We start from the raw sequence: 20,805 nt of genomic DNA on the forward strand, positions 1-20,805 counted from the left end.
ACTCAGGAGGACTGGATAACCGTGGCTACTGTCGAACTGACCAAGGAGAACTTCGACCGGACGGTGAGCGAGAACCCCTTCGTCCTGATCGACTTCTGGGCGGGCTGGTGCCGCCCCTGCCTGCAGTTCGCCCCGGTCTACGAGAAGGCCGCCGAGGCCAACCCCGACCTGGTCTTCGCCAAGGTGGACACCGAGGCGCAGCAGGAGCTCGCCGGCGCCTTCCAGATCAGCTCGATCCCCACCCTGATGATCGTCCGGGACCAGGTGGCGATCTTCTCCCAGCCCGGCGCCCTGCCCGAGGCGGCCCTGACGGACCTCATCGCGCAGGCCCGCGCCCTGGACATGGAGGAGGTCCGCGCGAAGATCGCCGCGGAGAAGAACGGCGCGGCGGTCGACGGCTCCGAGGGCGCCGCCGACGCCGCGGACCGGGAGCCCGGCACGCCGGGAGCCTGAGTGCGTGACGGGCCCCCGCCCTGAGGTGAGACTGGCCCGTATGACTGATGCGGTGTTCTACCACGTCCGACTGCTTCGCAGATCAGGGGCTGTTTGTTGATCCGCTGGAGAGCGGAAATCTCACACTGGGGGTCGGAGGCGTTGCTTGCGACCCCCAGGAGTCCGTTCAGGTGGACGACCGCCGCGCGCATGTCGGTGGCTGTCGGATGTACGTAGGCACGCTTGGTGAAGTTCGCGTTCGTGTGGCCGGCCCATGCGGCAAGGATCGTGTCCGGGACCCCGTTCACCGCGAGGAACGTCAGGCACCAGCGCCGCGCGGCTTGCAGGCGGACCCGCCGGAGGCCTAGCACGGCCATGAGCTCGTACGCACGGCCCCACTGCGGGAGGGGCCGGGCGTTCTGCTGATCTCTAGCTCGTGGGCGGTTGCTGCCCTATTGTCACGCCATGAGCGGACCAGAGTGGGGAGACGCGGCCTCTTGGGCCGCGTTCGCGTTGGCAGGCGCTGCGGCATTCGTCAGCCTGAAGGCGCGCGGAGACAGCAAGAAGTCGGCGGAGGCGACAGTGCGAGCGGCCGACGCTGCGGAGGCCTCCCTGACCGAGGCTCGGAAGTCGGCGGATGGAGCTGTCCGCTCGGCCGCAGCGGCAGAGGAGGCCCTGACGCTGCAACACGAGGAAGCCTCAGCTCGGCGCACAGCTGAGGAGGAGGCTCGTCGGCCTCGCCCGCGGCTGGAGCTCCATCACCACCACCGGACCCTCTTTCACCTAGTCAATGCAGGTACTGGCGCGGCCGATGACTTGAGGCTTCTGACCTCGCTCTCCAACGCACCGCAAGAGCTGATTGATGGGATGCAGCTGGCAGCGGGGGCGGTATACGAGATTCGTCTGCACACCGCCTTCGGCACGTCCATGCCAGCGTTTCTCGAATTCGTGTGGCAAGGCCAGGACGAGCCGGTTCGCCTGCGCATCCCACCAGGCGCGTGAGAGGGCCGCGTGTGCCGATTGCCGGCAATCCGGCCCTGGGCCTGGCGGAGAAGCAATCTCCCGCAATCTGCCCCCGTTGCCCGGCACGGCCAGCATCCTGAAGCCCCGACCAGAACGGAGCGAGCCATGACCCTGCGGTTCATCGGCACCACGTCCGAGTACGGAAACTGCCCGACGCTGTACGAGGTCGTCGAGACCGGCGACATCGTCGTCCAGGGCGACAGCCTCACCGACCCCGAGCACCTCGCACAGCTGCGCGACGTCGGCGAGCACGAGACGTTCGTCGTCATCCCGCGCGACCTCCTGACCCGCTTCGCCCCGAAGGAGTGAAGGTGCCCGCCCTGGTTCCCTTCGAGTACATCACTCACCTGTTCGCCGAGTTCCAGCACACCGCGTTCCGGCTGGAGACCCGGAGGGGGTACGCCACCGACCGCGCCGGCGCCCGCTTCCAGGCGTTCATGCGCGGCATCGAACCCGAGCCGCAGCCCGAGCATCCTTGGAACGTGAACGTTCGGGAGAAGGCCGAGCAGGGAGCGCGATTCTCCCGCGTCCGGGTCATCGACGAGCCGCCCACCGACGGCCAGCGGTTCCTCATGGCCGCCGCTGCGAACGAGCCCGCAGGCGAGGACATCCGGGTACTGCCCCGGGCGGAGGCCGTCCGGCTCGAGCTGCCCGATTACGACCTGTGGCTGTTCGACTCCCGGACCCTGGTGCGCCTGCACATCGACGAGGACGACGTCACGACCGGCGTCGAGGTCATTGACGACCCCACCGAGGTGCTGGCCGCGTGCCGGGCCCGTGACCGTGCCTGGCCCGTCGCCGTCCCTACTGTCGAGGTGTGGGCGCAGGTACGTTCGTCGGTGTGAGTACGGACTTTCAGAGCGCCAGGGTGGCTCTCGGTGCGCGCCTTCGGGAGCTGCGCGCCGAGGCTGGCGCGAATGGCAAGGACTTCGCCAGCCTCCTCGGCTGGCAGCGCTCGAAGGTGTCCCGACTGGAGAACGGCAAGCAGACCGCCACCGCCGACGACCTCGCCGCATGGGCGGCCGCCGCCGGGGCGCCCGAGCAGGCTGGTGACCTGACGAGCCGCCTCCGGGGCCTGGAGTCCCAGCAGCGGTCATGGCGCCGCCAGCTCGCCGCGGGCAACAGGCCCGTGCAGGACCGGTACGTCGTCGAGTACCAGCAGACCGCGACGATGCGTGGCTACGAAGCCACTGTGATCCCGGGTCTGTTCCAGACCCCCGACTACGCGCGGCACCTGTTCGCGAAGAACGCCCTGCTGATGCAGTCCCCGCGCGACACTGAGGCCGCCGTTGCCGCTCGCATGCGCCGCCAGGAGGTGCTGTACGAGGCGGGGAAGCTGTTCCGGGTCCTGGTGTGGGAGGGAGCTCTCCACGCGCTGGTGTGCCCGCGTGAGACCATGGCGGGCCAACTCGACCGCCTCGTCGGGTTGATCGGCATGAGCACAGTGGAGCTCGGCATCGTCCCCCTCGGTGCTCCCCTGGAGCTGACCCCCAAGCACGGGTTCTGGATCTTCGACGAGGAACGCGTGATCGTCGAGACCATCAACACCGAGCTGTCCTTCGACTCTCCCGACGACCTCGCCCTGTATGGGCGGGTGTGGGACGGACTTAACGAGGCCGCCGCGTACGGGCCTCAGGCTCACCGGCTGATCGCCCGAGCGCGGCACCTACTCGCACCTGTGTGAGCAACCAGCGCCAACGCTCCTGGCGTCCGCGCAATCCGCCGCAATCGGCCAGACGGGCCCTCCTGTGGCTTCCTACGGTGCTGGTCATGGCGACACAAGGGGGCGCCACGGGCGCCGAGACCAGCCCCGTGAACTGGTGCCACTGGCACATCGGTTCCTCCCAGACCGCGCAGCCGATCAGCTTCGGCGCCCGCTCCTCCGGACCCCCGGTCCTGATGTATGCGTGTGCGCCCTGCCGTGAGCAGCGCGGGCTGACCGTACGCGCGGCCCAGCCGTGACCCCCACCGCAGTGGTCACCCGCTACCAAGACGTCCCGCTGACGACGGCAGGGAGCACCCCTATGGAATCCAGCGCGACCAGCCCGCCCACGTACCCCGCAGGCCGGTGGACCGCTCCAGCCCGGTGCCCTGAATGCGATGCGAAGCCCCTGCCGCTCGGCGGCCCTGAGGGTGGCGCCCTCGTCCACAACGAGGGCTGCACGAAAGCCCGCTGACCCTGCACTCCGACTCCTGGGAGACGCATGTCCAGTCCGACCCCGACACCCCCGCCGCCGTGCAGTGCTGGCAAGGGAACCACCCCGACGCCTGCGGTGGCCGGCAACGTCCTCACCGCCGCGCCCGGTGAACGCGACGCCCGCAGCCTCCTCGACGCCGACGAGCTCATGACCGTCACCGCGACGCTCACGCGAAGTCAGCCGGACATCCGCTGGGTGAACGCCGAGCAGGTCATCGTGGAAACCCTCAAGTTCGTGGCCGCGGCCGCCCAGAGCGACGAGCGCCTCGTGCCGTCCCCGATCGTCGACGAGGGCTTCCACGCGCTCCTCGTGAACACCGAGATCCACCACGCGCTCAGCGCGCGCCTCGGTGTCTTCGTGCACCACTACCCCGCCGTCGACGGCGTCGCGTCGATCGCGCCCGGCTGGCTGCAGCGGACCGTCGACGCGATCCGTCGGGCCGGCTTCACCGAGGACAAGGAGATGTGGACGTGATCACGACCGAGTTCCACACGTCCGCGACGGACGTCACCACCTGCGAGGCATGCTGGCGCGAGCCGGTCGAGACCGCCCGGGCCGCGAACCACACCCACGGCCGGGACCTACTGTGCATCCCCTGTGCGGAGGCCGGCTACGCGCCGCGCGTGGACATGTTCCCGCCGCTGGGCATCTACGGCCTGCCGACGCGGCGCCTGAAGATGGGCAAGCACGGCGCCCCCGGCGGCCCGCAGCTCCCGCCGGATCCCGGTCCGCCGCTGCCGTCGCCCACCCCGACCCCCGGCCGCCCGCCGGTGTAGAACCGCCCCATGAGCGGACCCCCGATGCGATCCGCACGCATCGGGGGCCCTTGTGCGCCTTGTTGCAGAACCAGATCACGGCCCTCGGGTGACAAGGAGCACGGTTACGGCCAGCACCAACAGGCCGAGCACTGCCAAGGCGAAGCCGCCGCGCAGCCAAGTCCCCTTACGGCTGACCACCTTCTCGGTAGCGTCAGTCATCTCCAACTGAGCAACCGCAATGGCTCTCCGCGCGTTTTCTGGCGGCCTGTCCCAGAGATCAGCGGAAATCAGACGGCGAAGCACCGTGGTGTCAACGAGGTCTGAGGTCTTCCGGGGGGCCATCGCCTTCACACCGCATACCGCCGCCATCGCGAGGGCGGCTACTGCGACGACGGCGCCAGCGAGGGCAGGGCCCTTGATCGCCTTTCCTGGGGCGGTGAGGGTGACGAACGCCGCGGCAATGGGTGCGGGAAGCGCGGCAATCGTGATCAGCGAGATCGCGCGAGTCTCGATGCTCGCCCGGCGCTCTCGCAGGTAGGCCAGCTGATTGTCGATGAACTCGGCAGCCACATCACCCGCACTCACCGCCCGCTCTTCTTGCGCTTCGGGTCCTTGCCCGCGCCCGCAGTGATGCTCTTGAGGACGAGTACGGGGTAGTCGTCGGCGCCAGTCGAAGTGGTCGCGGGGGTCGCTGGTGTCGGCTCCTGGCTGGCCCCCTGGCCGTTGCTGCTGCCGGACGTTTGCTCGGCCATCGCTCTCTCATCTCTCGGGTAGGGAGGTGGCCCCAGTTTGGCAGTGCGGCGCCCGTAATGGAGCGGATCACTCATCCCCGTTGCCGCAGCGGAGAACACGGCTACGCCGCGCCCGGGCTGTCCGTCACACGCGGGGTCAGGGCTGGCGGATCGCCGTCATACGAGGGCACTCGCACCGCCATACGCCGAGGTGGGACGCCGTCCGGGTAGAGCCCGGACTCCCACACCCATGCGTAGCCGTGAGCGAGGAACGCCACCGCGTACCGGATCGCGTCGGACGCCGTCGTACCGGTCCCCATGACGATGGCGAGGTCGTCGGACAGGATGTCGTCGACACGGACGAGAGGCTCTTGCCGGGCTGCGGCACCTTCGGCGGAGCACTCACCAATCACCCCCGGCGCGGAGTGTGGCCAGCCGGTCGGCGAACTCGACGAGCAGCGCTGCCCGCGCGGTCAGGTCCGCGGCGAACTCCCGCAGGCCGTCCGGGTCCAGCGTCGCTCCGGGCGCGACGATCTCGACATATACGCTGAGCGCTACGGGGCGCCGGCCGAACGGGAACTCGACGAGCTCGGCGTCCAGGTCCACCAGGCCCTGGGGGACGTCCAAGGGCCGCGAGTGGTGGAAGTCGACCTGGTGCCCGGGCACCTCGTCGGTGTGGCCGGCGCACCAGGAGGGCTCGGGAAGGGCGACCGGACCGCGGTCCAGCGTGAGCACCTCGACGGTGCGGGCCCCGCTCATCGGCCGGCCGCCTTGTCGAGGGCGGCCAGCAGATCCCGCGGGGCGGTCTCCAGGTGCACGGCGGCACAGAGCCTCGCCCGGGTGTCTGCGTCAGGCTCGGGTGGAGCGTCGCGCATCGTTTCTGGACTCCTTGATCAGAAGGCTTGTGGATTACTGCCCTGGCTGGGTGTTACTGCACCACGCCGGGCCCGCCCGCATCTCACGCATGTCTCACAGACCACACGTATGGTGACGGGATATGAGCCCCTGACCGGGATTCCTGCGGGTCCTGGTGGACCTCTTGGAACCCTTGGAAGGTGTCTATGTCGGATGCGGTGGAGTACGACGTAGTGGTGCTCGGCGGGGGACCGGCCGGCGAGAACATCGTGGACCGGACCCGCGCCGCCGGGCTCAGCACGGCCCTGGTCGAGAGCGAGCTGGTGGGCGGCGAGTGCTCGTACTGGGCCTGCGTGCCCAGCAAGGCGCTGCTGCGCCCGGCGCTGGCGCGGGCCGACGCGCGGCGCGTGCCCGGGCTCGCGGCGGCCGTGGCCGGCCCGCTGGACGCGCAGGCGGTGTTCGCGCACCGCGACTACTGGACCGGCAGCTGGAAGGACGACGGCCAGATCGACTGGCTGGAGTCGGTCGGCGCCCACGTGTACCGGGGCCACGGGCGGCTCTACGGGGTCCGCAAGGTCGCCGTCACCAGCCCCGAGGGGGAGCACCACGTGCTCTCCGCCCGGCACGCCGTGGTCGTCGCCACCGGCACGCGGGCCGTGGTCCCGGATGTGCCGGGCCTCGCCGAGGCCCGCCCGTGGACCAGCCGCGAGGCCACGTCCGCGCAGGCGGCGCCCGGGCGGCTGCTGATCATCGGGGGCTCGGTGGTGGCGGCCGAGATGGCCACCGCCTGGCAGGCGCTCGGCTCGCAGGTCACCGTGCTCGTACGGGGCTCGGGGCTGCTGCCGCGCATGGAGCCGTTCGCCGGGGAGCTGGTCGCGGAGGCGCTGCGCGAGGCCGGCGCGGTGGTCCGTACCGGGGTGGCCGTCGAGTCCGTCGTACGGGACGGCTCGACCGGGCCCGTGCGCGTGGTGCTCGAAGGCGGCGAGACGCTGGAGGGCGACGAACTGCTGGTGGCGACGGGCCGTGCGCCGCGCACCGAGGACATCGGGCTGGACACCGTCGGCCTCGCGCCGGGCGGCTGGATCGCGGTGGACGACGGCTGCCGGGTCCCGGGGATCGACTGGCTGTACGCCGTCGGCGACGTCAACCACCGGGCGCTCCTGACCCACCAGGGCAAGTACCAGGCCCGGATCGCGGGCGCCGCCATCGCCGCCCGCGCGGCGGGCGGCACGCGGCTCGACACCGCCCCTTGGGGCGCGTACGCGGCCACCGCCGATACGCAGGCCCTCCCGCAGGCGGTCTTCACCGACCCGGAGGCGGCGTCGGTGGGCCTGACCCTGGCGGAGGCCGAGCGGGCGGGCCACCGGGTCCGCGCCGTCGACCACGACCTCGGCAAGGTCTCCGGCGCGGGCCTGTACGCCGACGGCTACCGGGGCCGGGCCCGCATGGTGGTGGACCTGGACCGCGAGATCCTGCTCGGCGTCACCTTCGTCGGGCCGGGTGCGGCCGAGCTGTTGCACGCCGCGACCATCGCGGTCGCGGCGCAGGTGCCGATCGACCGCCTGTGGCACGCGGTTCCGGCGTTCCCGACGATCAGCGAGATCTGGCTCAGGCTGCTGGAGACGTATCGCGGTTAAGGACAAACGGCGGAGGTCTGCGTGCATGGCATGTCGGAACATGTGACCGAACGTGCTGACGGCGGATGTGGGCGATGCTTCGTCGGCGTCCGCCGCCTCTCGCAGATGTCCGCCACCACCAGCTCCCCGGAGCGTCAACGCGCCAACGTCCTCGCGGCCGTGTCGTCAGTGGGTGGGCACGAGATCGCCTGGGCCGACGACTGGGAGGTGTCCGGGGCCACCGACCCCATGACGCGCCCGAAGCTCGGGCCTTGGCTACGAGGCGAGCGAGGTCCGTACAGCAGCATCGCCGGCGCCGCGGTGGACCGCCTCGGCCGCAACCTCGTCGACTGCCTGAACACCGGCTACATGATGCGGGACACGGGCAAGCGACTGGTCACCTACGGGCACGACGGGCCCTGGGACCTCTCGGACACGAACGATGAGAGTCGCCTCACCATGTCTACGGATACGAGTTCGTACGCGTGGACAACGTCACGGCATCGTCCGAGGCGGCGAGGCTGTCGCGAAGGGGCGTGAGGAGTCCTGCTGGATGGCGGGGTGCTCGCAGTGCCGTGGGCGGGCGCTCAGCCGTGCTCGAACAGCTTGCGCCAGAAATTGTCGCGCACGTCGTTCAGCCAGTGGTTCCTGTTGCAGTGGAGCTTGGGCATCAGCAGGAAGCGCTGCGGTACGGGGCGCCCGCACCACTGGCACGGCCTCGTGCGCCGTGCCGACGAAGCCTGCGTCTGCGCGCTGTTCGTATCGACCATGGATCCATTGAACCGCTCCGGGTGCCGTAAGTGCCCGGGGTCTCGTACTCAGTTGCCCGATCGTTCGTACTCAGGCCGGGAGGCCGGGAGGCCGGGAGGCCGGCTCAGCCGACGAACTGATCCGGTCGGGGCGGACCGGCCCGCGGGGACGTGTGCCGCCGGGGAAGGGCCGAGGTCGAGAGCCGGCACGAAGGCACCTCCCGTACGAGCTCAGGACGTTGCTCCTCCCGGTGCCCGCAGCGCGAGCGCCCAGTCCAGCCGGGCCTCGCCGGATTCCGCCGACCAGCCGGTCAGTTCGGCGATGCGTCCGATGCGGCCTCGCACCGTATTGCGGTGGCAGTAGAGCCGCTCGGCGGTGCGGGAGGCCGAGCAGCCCTCGTCGAGCCAGACGCGCAGCGTCTCCAGCAGCACCGCCCGCTCGGAACCGCTGCGCAGCACACCCCCGAGATAGCGCCCCACCGTTCGTTGAGCGATCTCCGGGTCGGCGCAGAGCACGGCGTGCACCAGCCGGTCGTCGAGCGCCGCGACCTGTCCGGTGCCCGGCGGGAGGGTCGCGAGCGCACGCCCCGCCAGCCGCAGCCCCCGGTCGGCCGCGGTCAGCTGATCGAACGGCGGCGAAATCCCCACGGCACAGCGCACCGCCCCCCGAAGGATCCGCGCCGGGAGTCCTTCCGGTGCTGCAGCTCCACGGTGGTGAGCCCGTACGCGTCGGCCATGGCGGACGAGAACCGGTCGATGGTCTCCCACAGGGCGCCGGCGATGTCGCCGAGCATCTGCTGCTGTGCCGGTGGCCGGTCGCCCATCCGGTCCGCCAGCGCCTGCCAGATGACCCGGCCGCCGCGTCGGAACGCCTGGAGCACGGTGGCCAGCGGGACGCCCTGCTCGGCGCGCAGCCGTCCGGTCTCGGTGGCAGCGGCCTCGATGTGGCGGCCGCTGGACGGCAACTCGCCGAAATCGTTGAGCGCCAGTTCCACGTTGCGGCGGCAGGTCACCCGCAGATCCGCATGGGAGACGGTCCGGCCGGACGCGTAGAAGGGGCTGTGCGCGCGGATGTCGGCGGTCAGGGCATCGGTGAGGGGGCCGATGTCCGCGAGCAGAGCTGTCGCAAGCTGCCGACGCAGCGCCCGCTCCTCGTCGTTCATGGCAGCAGGTTAGGCATATGCACCGTCGGCGCGGCGCTCCCGGTCGCCCTGCTGGAGCGCTTCGAGGCGGCCTTCGGCACCGAGATCCTGGAGGGCTACGGGCTGACCGAGACCTCCCCGGCCGCCACCTTCAACCAGCACGCCACCGGCCGCCGTCCCGGGACCGTCGGCCACCCCGTGTGGGGCGCCGAGGCCGCGATCACCGACCCCGAGCGGGAGCAGCAGATAGCGCTCCTGCCGGACGGTGAGGTCGGCGAGGTGGTCATCCGCGGGCACAACGTCTTCGCCGGCTACCTCGACGACCCCGAGGCGAGCGCCGCGGTCCTGATCGACGGCTGGTTCCGCACCGGCGACCTGGGCGTGCGCGACGAGGACGGCTTCCTCACCATCGTCGACCGCAAGAAGGACCTCATCATCCGGGGCGGCTACAACGTCTACCCCCGCGAGGTCGAGGAGGTGCTCGCCCGCCACCCCGCCACCCCGCCGTCGCCGAGGTCGCCGTCATAGGTCTGCCCGATCCGGCCCGGGGCGAGGAGGTCTGCGCCGTGGTGGTGCTGCGCCACGAAGTCACCGAGGGCGAGCTCGTGGCCTGGAGCCGGGAGCGCCTGGGCCGGCACAAGTACCCGCGGATCGTACGCTTCCTCCCCGAGCTGCCCCTGGGCCCCAGCGGCAAGGTGCTCAAGCGCGAGCTGCGAGAAGCCCGCGCATGAGTGCGGGCGCCACCGCGTGGGCAAGGCCCGGGCATGAGGGAGCAGCGGGCCGCGGCCGTGCGCGGGCAAGGCCCGGCAGACGCCGTCCGGGAGCGGTTCGGGGACACGCCGCGCGCACGGCCCCCGTCGCCGGACCGGGAGCCGCGATTGACGGCACGGCCGGGGCGGTGTGACGATGCGCCGATGTCGGACCTGCACGCCCGGATGGCCGCACGCGTCGGTGACCTCACCGCCGTCGTGGTCGCGCGCTGCGCGGCCGAGGCGCCGTTCTACGGGGCGCTGCCCCGCGCCACCCTCCAGGGCGAGGTCGCGCGGTCCATCGCGGCGGTGCACGCGCTGCTGCTCAGGGCCCTGCGTGACGGGGGCGGGGGTCCGATGGGTCCGGGCGACCTGACCCGGCTCATCGAGTGGTCGGCGCGCCGGGCCGAGGAGCGCGTCCCCCTCGAAGCGGTGATCACCGCGTACCTGATCGGCGCCGAGGTGTGGTGGCAGACGCTGACCGAGATCGCGGAGCCCGGAGAGCTGGCCGGAGCGGGCGGCAGGCTCCTCGCCTGCCTGCACGCCGCGCTGCCCGCGGTCGTCCTCGCCCACCAGAACGCCCAGGAGGACCTCCACAGCGAGGACAAGCGGGTACGCCGGGCCCTGCTCGGCGCCCTGCTGGCGGGACGTCCGTACGAGGAGCTGGCCGACGTGGCACGGGTGTCCGTGGTGGGCGAGCACGAGGTGGTCGCCTTCGCGTTCGAGTCCGACCCGCCGACGCGACTGGTGCAGTCCTCGCTCGACGCCTTCACCGGGATCCCCGTGCTGATGGACCACGTCTCCTGGATCGCCCTGCTGCCGGGCAGCCCCGACGTGCCCGGCCTGGTGGCCCGGCTGGAGAAGGACGTGGGGCAGAGCGTGCGCGCCGCCGCCGCCCGCTCCTCCGTCCCGGCCGCCGTCTCGGCGGCGGCGCAGGAGGCCGGCCGCGTACTGGATCTCGTACAGCGCCTGGGACGCCCGCCCGGGTGCTACCGCCTCGACGACGTGCTGCTGGAGCACCAGATCGCGCGCCCCGGGGACGGCCTCGTACGGCTGGCGGCCAAGCTCGACCCCTTGGCGGAGCATCCCTTCCTGCTCGAGACGCTGCGCGTGTTCGTGGAGCACGGGCTCAACCGCCGCCGGACGGCGTCGGATCTGTGCGTGCACCGCAACACCCTGGACTACCGGTTGCAGCGAGTGAGCACGCTGACCGGCCTCGACCTCGCGGTTCCCGCACAGGCCCGGCTGATCCAGGCAGCGCTCGTCGCCAGGGACCTGGCCGGGCCCGCGGATCACCGTGGCATCGCAGGATGACACCCGTCAGCGGTCACAGCCAGGCGCGGAGTTCCTCGTGCCGGGGCGCGAGGACCGGGCCGGAGCCGGGGTGGCCGAAGACCATGACGGGCCGGTCCGCGTTCCAGCCCGGCCAGCCCGGGTGCCCCGTGGCGGCGAAGGCGACCCAGGCGCGGTGCATGGCGTCCGCCAGTGGCTGGGGGGCGTCCGGCCCGGTCAGGTCCTCGGCGGCGCGCAGGTTGTCGAAGACGAAGCCGAGTTCCAGCGCGTGGCACGCGCCGAGCCCCATCACGGGCGAGCGCCAGGCGAATTCGTAGAGGAAGGTGCGGTCGGGCCGGGAGTCGGCCAGGCGGTTCAGGGGCCCCCGCAGCAGCAGGTCGGTGGCCATCTCCCCGAGGAGCTCACCGGGTTTGGCGTGCGGGCGGGTGGCTTTGTACAGCCGAGCCACCCGCTGCGGGACACGGAACTTGAGCAGGGCGAGCCGCAGGGTGAGCCGGCTGACGCGGTCCACCGTGCCGCCGGGTACGAACCACAGCCGGTACTCCTCCCGGTTGCAGCCCAGCAGAAGGTCGGCCTGGGGAAGGGGCGGGTCGGCGGGTACGAGGTCGCCGTCGGCCACGATGTGGAACCCGGGACCGCCGCCGATGGGGTCGGACCGGTCGACCACGGCGGCCTGCGTGTCCAGCAGCAGGTCCCGGTCCACGCCCGCGAACGCCTCGGCGGTGGCCGGGATCCGCAGTCTTCTCGCCATCGCCCGCACGGCCTTCGCGCCCTCGCGGCGCGACACCGTGTGCGGGGGGCCGCTCTGCAGGATCGCCCGGCGGAACAGCCCGGCCGCGGCGGGGCTGGTCATGAGGGCCGCGACGCTGATCGCCCCGGCGGACTCCCCGCACACGGTGACGTTCGCCGGATCCCCACCGAAGGAGGCGATGTTGTCGCGGACCCAGAGCAGGGCCGCGACCTGGTCGAGGAGGCCCCGGTTGGCGGGGGCGTCGGGGAAGACCCCGAACCCCTCGACGCCGAGCCGGTAGTTGACGGAGACGAGGACCACCCCGTCGCGCGCGAAGGCGCGCCCGTCGTAGAGCGGCAGGCTCGCCGAGCCGTTGCGCAGGGAACCACCGTGGATCCAGACCATGACCGGCAGCCGGCCCTCGCCGACGAACGGCGTCCAGACGTTGAGGTTGAGACAGTCGTCCCCGGCGATGCAGGGGTCGGGTATCAGCCGGTCGAGGGGCGGACGGTAGGGGCGCTTGGGGGCGGTGGGCCCGTACTCCAGCGCGTCTCGCACCCCTTCCCAGGGCTCGACCGGGGCGGGAGCGCGGAAGCGGTGGGGGCCGAAGGGCGGAGCGGCGTACGGGATGCCGAGGAAGGCGGCGATCCCGTTGTGGAAACGGCCCCGGACCTTGCCCTGCCCGGTGGTCGCGATGAGGTCCATCGCAGTCCTTTCGTGTGAGGAGGGCCGCCCGCCCCCGGCCGAGACGGCGTCGGGGACGGGCGGCGACGTGTGGATCGGGTCGGCTACCGGTCAGGGCGGAAGAAGTCTTCGGGGGCGGGTCACCGGGCGACGAGGCCGTTGCGACGGACGTCGGACCAGGTGCTGCTGTCGGTGCAGATCCCGCAGCCGGTCCCGAAGAACTGGGCACGCGCGGCCTGGTCTCCCATCAGGTGGGCCCTGAACCAGGCGGTGGTGGGCGCGGCGAACGGGCCCGGGTCGCCCACGATCGTGAAGTGGTCGGCGCCGCGGAGTTCCCCGTAGACGGCCGGGATGTGGTCGGCGGCCTCGTAGAAGGCCTGGACCAGGAAGGGGAAGACGATGCTGTCCTTCTGTCCGGCCAGGAGGAGTGCGGGTACGCGCACGTCGTTGATGTTGGCGAGCGGTCCGGGCTGGATGGGCAGGATGGTGTCGATGCGCGGGTCCGCGCCGACGACGATGGCGGCGGCTCCGCCCTGCGAGTGGCCGGACGCGCCGATGTGCTCCAGATCGACGTGGTCGTGGAAGGCGCTGCCGGGGTCGGCGTTCCGACGGGTGAGCAGGTCGATGCCGGCGCGCATGGAGACGCCGAGGTTTGACTGGGGGGTGTTGGCGGCCGCGACGATGAAGCCCTGACTGGCCCAGTGCAGCAACAGGTCGCGGTAGACGACCGGGAAGGCGAAGGTGCCGTTTCCCCACACGATCACGGGGTGGCGGCGGCCGCTGGTCGAGATGTCGCGCGGGTAGTAGAGGGTGGTCACGACCCCGACTTCCACCGCGGTGGCGTAGGGGCCGGGAGCGCCGTAGTCGGCCGCGACCGCTTCGGAAGCGGAACCGGTGGGCGCCGCTGCCGCACCCGCGCCGGCGGAGGCCGTCAGCACGAGCACGAGCGAGGTCAGAGGTACGAGCAGTCTTCTCCAGAGCACGGTCGACTCCCCATGTCGTCACGGTGAACCGGCCGTCACATCCGGCTCACACCTTGTTTGATCGCACATCCTGAAGCACGGTTCGAAGCCCGTCTCTGCGCAATCGCGGCAAGCAGCGGGGCCGGAGTTCGTGCAACCTGCCGAGAGGCGACGGTGTGCAGGGGGTGCCATGCTCGGTTCTGCCGCTGCGGCGGGGCGCCTGCCGCGGGGCCGGCCGGCACGTGGAGACGCCCATCTCGCCCGGGGAGAAGCTCTCGTGGTGGATCTTGCGCTCCGCGGCGAACAGGGGGCCCGGGAGGCGATTCGCTGCGGTTCGAGGTCGGCTACACGCTCGAGGACGGCCTGAGCGGTCGGGGCCGGCCGAACTTCGCGGTCTTACTGCTGTACGCCGGGCTGGTCACCGACACGGCGATTCGGTACGGCTACCCGTGGGCACTGCTCGGCGTCGGCGGGCCGCTGACCGTCGCCATGCTGTTCGTCCTGAGCCACGGCCTCCGGCTGACCCGCGAGTCCGCCTGGCCGGCCGCCGCCGTCCGCGGTCCGGGCCGTGTCATAGCCGTCACGAAGTCCGTCCGTGACGACGCCGAGGGTGCCTGGACCAGCTACACCGAGGTCATCGCCTTCACCGCCCGCGAGGGAACGACCGTCACCGCACGCCTCCCCACCCCGCCGCGGGACCCGGAGGGCGCGCACGGCCGGGACGTGACCGTCCACTACGCGCCCGACGGCCCGAAGTCGTTCGCCCTGGAACCCGCCGCCTCCCGCCGCTCCTCCGTTCGGGACCTCGTCTTCGTCGTTCAGATCCTGTTCCTCGGTGCGGCGGCGCCCGTCGCGGGCGCCGTCCTCGTGCTGGTTCGAGGCTGGGCCCGCTACCTGAGCAGCTCCCACAGTTGCTGGACGCACAGCACCACGAACAACAGGCCGGCGGCCCCCAGCATCGCGTTGCTCAGCAGGCCGTTGCGCCACTGGGCCGGTGTGCGCGAGGAGTTGAGCAGCCACAGCAGCGTCAAGGCGAGGAAGGGCATGAAGAGTGCGCCGATCATTCCGTACACGACGATGAGACCGAAGGGCTGGTCCAGGAAGAGCAGGCTGATGGGCGGGAAGGTGAGCCAGAGCAGATACACCCGGAAGGGCAGGGACCTCGCCGGGTTCGTCCCGGCCGGGACGAGCGACGGCCGGAACTTCGCGGCGAAGTCGGCGAACATCAGGCTCACTCCGTGCCACACGCCGATCAGGGAGGTGAAGGACGTGGCGAAGAACCCGACCAGGAAGAGCTTGGCGGTCACCCTTCCGTAGTGCTCCTCCAGGACGGCACTCAGATCGAGCAGCCCCTTGTCACCCTTGGCCAGGGCCACGCCGGACGAGTGCAGCAGCTCGGCCCCGACGATGAGCATGGCCACCACGAAGATCCCGGTGGTGAGGTAGGCGACGCGGTTGTCGAGCCGCATCACCTTCATCCAACTCGTGTTCGTCCAGCCCTTCGCGTTCACCCAGTAGCCGTACGCGGCGAGGGTGATCGTGCCGCCCACGCCGCCGATCAGCCCGAGCGTGTAGACCAGCGAACCGTCCGGCAGTACGGGCGCGAGGCCGGCGAAGGCCGCGTCGAGGCGGGGCGTGACGCGGATCGCCAGATACACGGTGACCAGGAACATCACGCCGACCAGGATGGTCATGACCTTCTCGAAGACGGCGTACCGGTTGAACCAGACGAAGACCAGCCCGGCCAGACCGCACAGCACGGCCCAGAGCTTCAGGTCCATGGTGTCCGGGAAGAGCGCGGCCAGCGGGAGCGCACTGGAGGACATCGCGGCGGCGCCGTAGACGAAGCCCCAGACGACGACGTACCCCGCGAAGTAGACGGTGGTCCAGGAGCCGAGGCTGTGCCAGCCGTCGAAGAGGGTACGGCCGGTCGCGAGGTGCCAGCGGCCGGCCGCCTCGGCGAGCGAGATCTTGACGAGGCAGCCGATGACCGCGGCCCACAGCAGTGTGTAGCCGAACTTGCTGCCCGCGAGGAGCGTGGCAACGAGGTCGCCGGCCCCGACACCGGTCGCCGCTACGACGATTCCGGGGCCGATGGATCGCCAACTCGCTTTGCGCGGAGCGTGGTTCTCGCTCCCCACGGTGTCCGTCTGTGTGGTGTCCGCCATCTGTGGTTGCCTTCCCGTCGCCCCCTGAGTGACGGGAGCCACCAAAACGGTTCGGTGGCGGTTGCGCAAGAGGCCCTCCGCCCACGCCACCGACGAGGACGGCAACGGGAGCATCGACGCGGACGAGTACCGAACCCTCTTCCGTACCGCCTTCCACCGCGACCTCACCACCACCGACGGCGCCTACTGCACAAGCTCCTTCGTCGGCGACTTCCTCGCCTTCATGGCCGGCCGCCGCACGGGCACGCCGTACGACCCCCTCCTCGCCGACGCCTGACGAGCACGGTTGCACGCCGCCCATCAGCTACGTTTGTCCTTAACGGCGGCTCCTGGAGACGTACAGGGGTGAGCCACCGCCGCCGAGGACGTCAGATGCCGTGGGTGGCGGTGATGGAGCCGTCGGAGATGGCTGCGGTGAGCAGGGCGTGGTCCTGGACGGTCTGGTCCGCATAGTGGAGTGCGAAGTCGGCGATGGCGCGGTCGAAGGTGTCGGCGTTGCCGAGGTACCCGGCGATGGCGATGCGGTCGCCGGAGCGGGCGTGGGCTCGGGCCAATGCCGTGCCGCACAGTTCCGCGTACTGGCGGAGCATGACCGGGGTCATGGTCTCCACTTCGGCGGATCCCTTCATGTCGCGCAGTTGTCGGGCGTAGAAGTCGCGCCCGGCCGGTCCGGTCGTCCAGCCGAGGAAGACGTCTCCGGCCGCCTGGAGGAGCTTTTGACCTGCGACCACGCGGTGACCGTGGTGGCCGTGGCTGTCGGCGGGGAGGTGGTCTTCCAGTACCGAACGTCCGGCCTCCTTGATCTGGAGGAAGAGCGGGTCCTGCTCGTCGCGGCCCGTCAGCAGGACGATGAAGCAGCGGGTGCCGACGCTCCCGATGCCGACTGCCTTCCGTGCTGCTTCGACGAACCGGTAGCGGTCGAGCAGGAGGCGTCGCTCTTCGGGGAGCGTGTCCCTGTATTCGCTGAAGATTTCGCCGACGGCCCGGCTGTCGGGTGAGGTGAGGGGTTCGAGCAAGGGCGGGTCGTGAACGATGTGCCGGCGGCCTTCCCGGGTCTCGGTGAGTTTGGCGAGTGCGTGCAGGCTGGTACGCCGTCGGGCACGCGCCAGACTCACTTCGACCCGGCTTCGCAGCTTGGTCTCGCGGATCATCGGGAGGAGCTCGGCCGTGTCGAACCGCTGGTACCAGACGGCGAGTTCGCCCAGCTCGGCGAGCCGTCGCATGGACGACCGGTAGGCCCGAGCGGTGGCTTGGGCCGCTTGCCACGCTCGGTCGTCGCCGTGGCCGCCTTCCCGGGCGGCCACGGCCGCGCTGGCGGCGAGCCGTTTGACGTCCCATTCGAAGGGTCCGGGCAGGGTTTCGTCGAAGTCGTTGAGGTCGAACAGCAGCGCCCGGTCGGGTGAGGCGAAGAGGCCGAAGTTCAGCAGGTGGGCGTCGCCGCAGAGCTGGACGGTCAGGCCGGTGTCGGGCCGGGCCGCCAGGTCCGCGGCCATCACCGCGGCGGCGCCCCGCAGGAACGCGAACGGGGAGGCGGCCATCCGTCCGTAGCGGATCGGCAGCAGCTCGACGACTCGGTCGGCAGCCTGCCGCTCCAGCACGTCGAGCGGGTCGGGCCGGTCCGCCGCGGCGGTCCACCGCCCGTGCGCTGTCCGGGTCACCTGCTTGCGGGCGGCCCGGCCACGTCGGGCCTTCTCGGTCGGACTGGTCATACCCCATCTCCTTGTCCCCACCTAAGCCTGGGCGCGCCGGGCCCCCCGCGCACGTCCACAGGCTCGAACACGGACACCGCGTCCCGCACGGAACCCCGCTCGGCCTCGGACGAGACCGAGCGCCCCGCCCCGCCCGCCCCGCCCGGCCCGCGCGGGGCGCACGGTCTGTGCTCAGCTGCCGCCAACCAGCTGACCTTCCCGGCGGGTCTGTGTCCGGCGGGCCGGGGCCGCTGGGAGCGTGCTGTCATGGCACCCGAGGCAGGCGCACCCGCGAAGGCGGCCGGGGCGGGGGTCGTGCTGCTGACCCTCGCTGCCGGCCAGTTCTTGATGGCGCTGGACAGCTCCGTCATGAACGTCTCGATCGCGACGGTGGCCGACGACGTCGGTACCACGGTGACCGGGATCCAGGGCGCCATCACGGCGTACACCCTCGTGATGGCGATGTTCATGATCCCCGGCGGCAAGGTCGGCGGGCTCATCGGACACAAGAAGGCGTTCCTGATCGGCTGCGTGATCTACGGCTGTGGGTCGCTGATGACGGCTCTGGCGCCGAGCCTGCCCGTACTCCTGCTGGGTTGGTCGTTCCTCGAGGGGCTCGGGGCTGCGCTCATCCTGCCCGCGATCGTCGCGCTGGTCGCCGGGAACTTCACGGCGGAGCGCCGGCCGGGTGCGTACGGGCTCGTGGCCGCCTCGGGAGCCGTGGCGATCGCGGTCGGGCCGATCATCGGGGGTGTCGCCACGACGTACTTCTCCTGGCGCTGGGTCTTCGCCGGCGAGGTCGTGATCGTGCTCGCCATCCTGGTGTTCGCCCGCCGCACCGCCGACGCGCCGGTCGGCGAGCGCCGGCCCATCGACCTGTTCGGCGCCGTGTTGTCCGCCCTGGGGCTGGGTGTCTTCGTCTACGGGGTGCTCCGCTCGAGCGAGTGGGGCTGGTTCCTGCCGAAGCCCGGTGCGCCCGCCTGGCTCGGGATCTCCCTGGTCGTGTGGCTGATGCTGGTGGGCCTGTTCCTGGTATGGCTCTTCCTGCGATGGGAGGCCCGCCTCGTGGAGCGGCACAGGGAGCCGCTGGTGGACCCGGCCCTGCTGCGCAACCGGCAGCTCACCGGCGGCCTGACGATGTTCTTCTTCCAGTACCTCGTACAGATGGGCGTGTTCTTCGTCGTACCGCTCTACCTGTCGGTCGCCCTCGGCCTGTCCGCGCTCATGACCGGCGCACGCATCCTGCCGCTCTCCCTGACCCTGCTGGCCGCCGCCATCCTGATCCCGCGCTTCCTCCCGGACGTCTCACCGCGGCGGGTGGTGCGACTGGGCGTTCTGGCGCTGCTCGCGGGCGCGGTCGCCCTGCTCGCCGCGCTCGACACCGACGCGGGCGCGGAGATCGTCACGATCCCGCTCCTGCTGATCGGACTCGGCATGGGAGCACTGGCCTCCCAGCTCGGGGCCGTCACCGTCTCCGCGGTACCCGACAAGCAGAGTGCGGAAGTCGGCGGCATCCAAAACGCCGTGACCAACCTGGGTGCGTCGATCGGGACGGCACTCGCCGGATCGATCCTGATCGCCGCGCTCACCTCTTCCTTCCTCACCAACATCGAGCAGAATCCCGCCATTTCCGCCGACGTCAAGAGCCAGGCGACCCTCAGCCTCGAAAGCGGCGTGGCCTTCATGTCGGACGCCCAGCTCAAGACCGCCCTCGAAGGAGCGGGCACGAGTCCGGAGGTGGCCGAGGCCGCCCTCGACGCGAATACCGCCGCGAGACTCGACGGACTGCGCGCCGCACTCGCCATCCTTGCCCTGACCGCCCTCCTCGCCATGTTCTTCACCCAACGGATTCCGTCGACCCCCGCGAAGACGGCAGAACCGGACGGATGACGCGACCCGCCCCTTGCCTGGTTCCCCCTGTCATGCCGGTACCGGCATGAAGGGATACATCTCGTCCGCGCCGGGCTGCACGACGCCGTAGCTGCTCTCCGGTACCTCGTTCCAAGCGCCGGGCAGGTCGCCGAGGGGCTCGGACACGATCAGTCGGGTCTCCTCCGAGACGTCCCGCAGGAACGCCACATCGGGGTGCAGCCGGCGCAGCGCGTCCACCCGACTGCTGTAGAAGAGCGACCGGGAATCGTGCGCGCTGGAGTAGCGGAAGGCCCACACGCGTTCACCGTCGGTGATGGCGAGCGTCATCTGGAGGGGGAACTCCACGCCGTGGTCGCGGCCGGCGCGCTCCACCACTCCCGCCATCCTGGCGACGGCGGTCGGCGGGTCCTGGGCCAGGCCGAAGGTGAGGGCCAGGAAGAACATCACCTCGGAGTCGGTGGTTCCCTCGATGTCGGCGTACAGGGCCGGATCGACGAGCAGGGTGAGGTCCCGGCGCATGAGGTGGAAGCCGGTGATCGCGCCGTTGTGCATGAACATCCAGCGGCCGTGCCGGAACGGGTGGCAGTTCGACTGCTGCACCGCGGTCCCGGTCGACGCCCGGATGTGGGCGAAGAACAACGGGGAGCGGACGTGGTCGGCCATCTCCCGCAGGTTGCGGTTGTTCCAGGCGGGACCGACGTCCCTGAGGAGTGCCGGCGTGTCGTTGTCCTCGGTGTACCAGCCGACGCCGAATCCGTCGCCGTTCGTCGTCTCGACGCCCAGCTTGGAGTGCAGGCTCTGGTCGATCAGCGAGTGCGCCGGTTTGTACAGGATGGTGTCGAGGAGCATGGGGGTTCCCGAGTAGGCGAGCCATCGACACATGTGTCATCACCTGTGTTCCCACTGCTACCTGTTGCTGTTCCACGGGCGAGAATCCCGCGTTGTCCCGCGCGGCCCTCGTGCGAGGGCGTCGCGAGGCACCCAGTCCGGGCAGGCCCGCCGGGGCCCTGTCTCTCCGGCCCTCTCATTCTCGCGACCTCCTCAGATGATCGCCACGCAGGCGGCCGCCGACTGGACCCGGGACGACGAGGACCCGCAGTCACGTTGCCCCGGAACAGCCGAGGGCGCTCCAGGGGTCGGGGCTGGGTGGACCGG

At 71.0% G+C, this 20,805-nt stretch carries 23 protein-coding genes and 2 pseudogenes; 14 read left to right on the forward strand and 11 right to left on the reverse strand.

What is annotated here, in order from left to right:
* The first annotated feature begins 21 nt into the window (after positions 1–21).
* The 8 genes from DRB96_RS14380 to DRB96_RS14415 all read left to right on the forward strand — a co-directional run bounded on the left by DRB96_RS14380 (position 22) and on the right by DRB96_RS14415 (position 4,429).
* Positions 22–453, forward strand: a complete 432-nt coding sequence (locus DRB96_RS14380; RefSeq protein WP_239516132.1) for a thioredoxin family protein — start codon at positions 22–24, stop codon at positions 451–453.
* A 444-nt stretch (positions 454–897) separates the two neighbouring features.
* On the forward strand, positions 898–1,434 hold the full coding sequence (locus DRB96_RS14390) for a hypothetical protein (protein ID WP_162688572.1): 537 nt from the start codon (positions 898–900) through the stop codon (positions 1,432–1,434).
* A 126-nt stretch (positions 1,435–1,560) separates the two neighbouring features.
* Positions 1,561–1,764 (forward strand): hypothetical protein, encoded by a 204-nt coding sequence (locus DRB96_RS14395; RefSeq protein ID WP_112448826.1) that lies wholly within the window; start codon positions 1,561–1,563, stop codon positions 1,762–1,764.
* A 2-nt stretch (positions 1,765–1,766) separates the two neighbouring features.
* A complete protein-coding gene (locus DRB96_RS14400; protein ID WP_204357721.1) occupies positions 1,767–2,300 on the forward strand; it encodes a DUF6879 family protein in 534 nt (177 codons plus the stop codon).
* The gene (locus DRB96_RS14405; protein ID WP_112448827.1) at positions 2,297–3,139 is read left to right on the forward strand and encodes a helix-turn-helix transcriptional regulator; all 843 of its coding nucleotides are present in this window, start codon (positions 2,297–2,299) and stop codon (positions 3,137–3,139) included. The genes DRB96_RS14400 and DRB96_RS14405 overlap by 4 nt, the downstream gene beginning before the upstream one ends.
* 86 nt (positions 3,140–3,225) lie before the next feature.
* Positions 3,226–3,417, forward strand: a complete 192-nt coding sequence (locus tag DRB96_RS42930) for a hypothetical protein (RefSeq protein WP_162688573.1) — start codon at positions 3,226–3,228, stop codon at positions 3,415–3,417.
* A 242-nt stretch (positions 3,418–3,659) separates the two neighbouring features.
* Positions 3,660–4,127: a hypothetical protein gene (locus DRB96_RS14410; protein ID WP_162688574.1), complete on the forward strand. Its 468-nt coding sequence runs from the start codon at positions 3,660–3,662 to the stop codon at positions 4,125–4,127.
* Complete coding sequence (locus DRB96_RS14415) at positions 4,124–4,429, forward strand: hypothetical protein (protein ID WP_112453416.1); 306 nt, start codon at positions 4,124–4,126, stop codon at positions 4,427–4,429. The genes DRB96_RS14410 and DRB96_RS14415 overlap by 4 nt, the downstream gene beginning before the upstream one ends.
* 75 nt (positions 4,430–4,504) lie before the next feature.
* Here the strand turns inward: DRB96_RS14415 and DRB96_RS14420 are convergent, their stop codons facing one another.
* The 3 genes from DRB96_RS14420 to DRB96_RS14430 all read right to left on the reverse strand — a co-directional run bounded on the left by DRB96_RS14420 (position 4,505) and on the right by DRB96_RS14430 (position 5,901).
* Entirely contained in the window at positions 4,505–4,996 is a 492-nt protein-coding gene (locus tag DRB96_RS14420) for a hypothetical protein (protein ID WP_112448829.1), read from the reverse strand.
* Positions 4,993–5,163: a hypothetical protein gene (locus tag DRB96_RS42935; protein ID WP_162688575.1), complete on the reverse strand. Its 171-nt coding sequence runs from the start codon at positions 5,161–5,163 to the stop codon at positions 4,993–4,995. The genes DRB96_RS14420 and DRB96_RS42935 overlap by 4 nt, the downstream gene beginning before the upstream one ends.
* A gap of 381 nt (positions 5,164–5,544) precedes the next feature.
* Entirely contained in the window at positions 5,545–5,901 is a 357-nt protein-coding gene (locus DRB96_RS14430) for a hypothetical protein (RefSeq protein WP_112448831.1), read from the reverse strand.
* 302 nt (positions 5,902–6,203) lie between these two features.
* On the opposite strand from DRB96_RS14430, the gene DRB96_RS14435 reads away from it, so the two are divergent.
* Both DRB96_RS14435 and DRB96_RS14440 read left to right on the forward strand, forming a co-directional pair.
* Positions 6,204–7,634, forward strand: coding sequence for an NAD(P)/FAD-dependent oxidoreductase (locus DRB96_RS14435; protein ID WP_112448832.1), 1,431 nt, complete (start codon positions 6,204–6,206; stop codon positions 7,632–7,634).
* A gap of 105 nt (positions 7,635–7,739) precedes the next feature.
* Positions 7,740–8,153, forward strand: a complete 414-nt coding sequence (locus DRB96_RS14440; protein ID WP_239516133.1) for a recombinase family protein — start codon at positions 7,740–7,742, stop codon at positions 8,151–8,153.
* 47 nt (positions 8,154–8,200) lie between these two features.
* Here DRB96_RS14440 and DRB96_RS43765 read toward each other — a convergent pair whose 3' ends face one another.
* From DRB96_RS43765 to DRB96_RS42945, 3 genes are all read right to left on the reverse strand, one after another.
* Positions 8,201–8,383: a hypothetical protein gene (locus DRB96_RS43765; RefSeq protein ID WP_204357723.1), complete on the reverse strand. Its 183-nt coding sequence runs from the start codon at positions 8,381–8,383 to the stop codon at positions 8,201–8,203.
* Between the two features lie 210 nt (positions 8,384–8,593).
* Positions 8,594–9,010 carry a helix-turn-helix domain-containing protein gene (locus tag DRB96_RS42940; protein ID WP_162688576.1) on the reverse strand — a complete coding sequence of 139 codons (417 nt, stop codon included), beginning with the start codon at positions 9,008–9,010 and terminating at the stop codon, positions 8,594–8,596.
* Positions 8,980–9,375: a hypothetical protein gene (locus tag DRB96_RS42945; RefSeq protein ID WP_162688577.1), complete on the reverse strand. Its 396-nt coding sequence runs from the start codon at positions 9,373–9,375 to the stop codon at positions 8,980–8,982. Before DRB96_RS42945 ends, DRB96_RS42940 begins: the two co-directional genes overlap by 31 nt.
* Before the next feature lie 177 nt (positions 9,376–9,552).
* Between DRB96_RS42945 and DRB96_RS14450 the strand changes: the two are divergent.
* A pseudogene (locus tag DRB96_RS14450) lies at positions 9,553–10,235 on the forward strand (AMP-binding protein); the annotation flags it as partial.
* Between the two features lie 183 nt (positions 10,236–10,418).
* A complete protein-coding gene (locus DRB96_RS14455; protein ID WP_112448834.1) occupies positions 10,419–11,567 on the forward strand; it encodes a helix-turn-helix domain-containing protein in 1,149 nt (382 codons plus the stop codon).
* A 13-nt stretch (positions 11,568–11,580) separates the two neighbouring features.
* Here DRB96_RS14455 and DRB96_RS14460 read toward each other — a convergent pair whose 3' ends face one another.
* From DRB96_RS14460 to DRB96_RS14475, 3 genes are all read right to left on the reverse strand, one after another.
* Entirely contained in the window at positions 11,581–12,981 is a 1,401-nt protein-coding gene (locus tag DRB96_RS14460) for a carboxylesterase family protein (protein ID WP_112448835.1), read from the reverse strand.
* A gap of 119 nt (positions 12,982–13,100) precedes the next feature.
* On the reverse strand, positions 13,101–13,943 hold the full coding sequence (locus tag DRB96_RS14465; RefSeq protein ID WP_239516134.1) for an acetylxylan esterase: 843 nt from the start codon (positions 13,941–13,943) through the stop codon (positions 13,101–13,103).
* 869 nt (positions 13,944–14,812) lie between these two features.
* The gene (locus tag DRB96_RS14475) at positions 14,813–16,090 is read right to left on the reverse strand and encodes an Nramp family divalent metal transporter (protein ID WP_112448836.1); all 1,278 of its coding nucleotides are present in this window, start codon (positions 16,088–16,090) and stop codon (positions 14,813–14,815) included.
* Between the two features lie 85 nt (positions 16,091–16,175).
* On the opposite strand from DRB96_RS14475, the pseudogene DRB96_RS14480 reads away from it, so the two are divergent.
* Positions 16,176–16,367: pseudogene (locus DRB96_RS14480) on the forward strand (calcium-binding protein); the annotation flags it as partial.
* 91 nt (positions 16,368–16,458) lie between these two features.
* On the opposite strand, the gene DRB96_RS14485 reads toward DRB96_RS14480, so the two are convergent.
* Entirely contained in the window at positions 16,459–17,799 is a 1,341-nt protein-coding gene (locus DRB96_RS14485; RefSeq protein WP_112448837.1) for a DUF2252 domain-containing protein, read from the reverse strand.
* Between the two features lie 246 nt (positions 17,800–18,045).
* Here DRB96_RS14485 and DRB96_RS14490 point away from each other — a divergent pair, with 246 nt between their 5' ends.
* Positions 18,046–19,668, forward strand: a complete 1,623-nt coding sequence (locus tag DRB96_RS14490) for an MFS transporter (protein WP_112448838.1) — start codon at positions 18,046–18,048, stop codon at positions 19,666–19,668.
* Positions 19,669–19,698: 30 nt separating this feature from the next.
* On the opposite strand, the gene DRB96_RS14495 is transcribed toward DRB96_RS14490, so the two are convergent.
* The gene (locus DRB96_RS14495; RefSeq protein WP_112448839.1) at positions 19,699–20,532 is read right to left on the reverse strand and encodes a class II glutamine amidotransferase; all 834 of its coding nucleotides are present in this window, start codon (positions 20,530–20,532) and stop codon (positions 19,699–19,701) included.
* Positions 20,533–20,805: the final 273 nt, after the last annotated feature.

Origin of the sequence: Streptomyces sp. ICC1 (genome assembly GCF_003287935.1) — a bacterium.
GTDB lineage: Bacteria > Actinomycetota > Actinomycetes > Streptomycetales > Streptomycetaceae > Streptomyces > Streptomyces tritrimontium.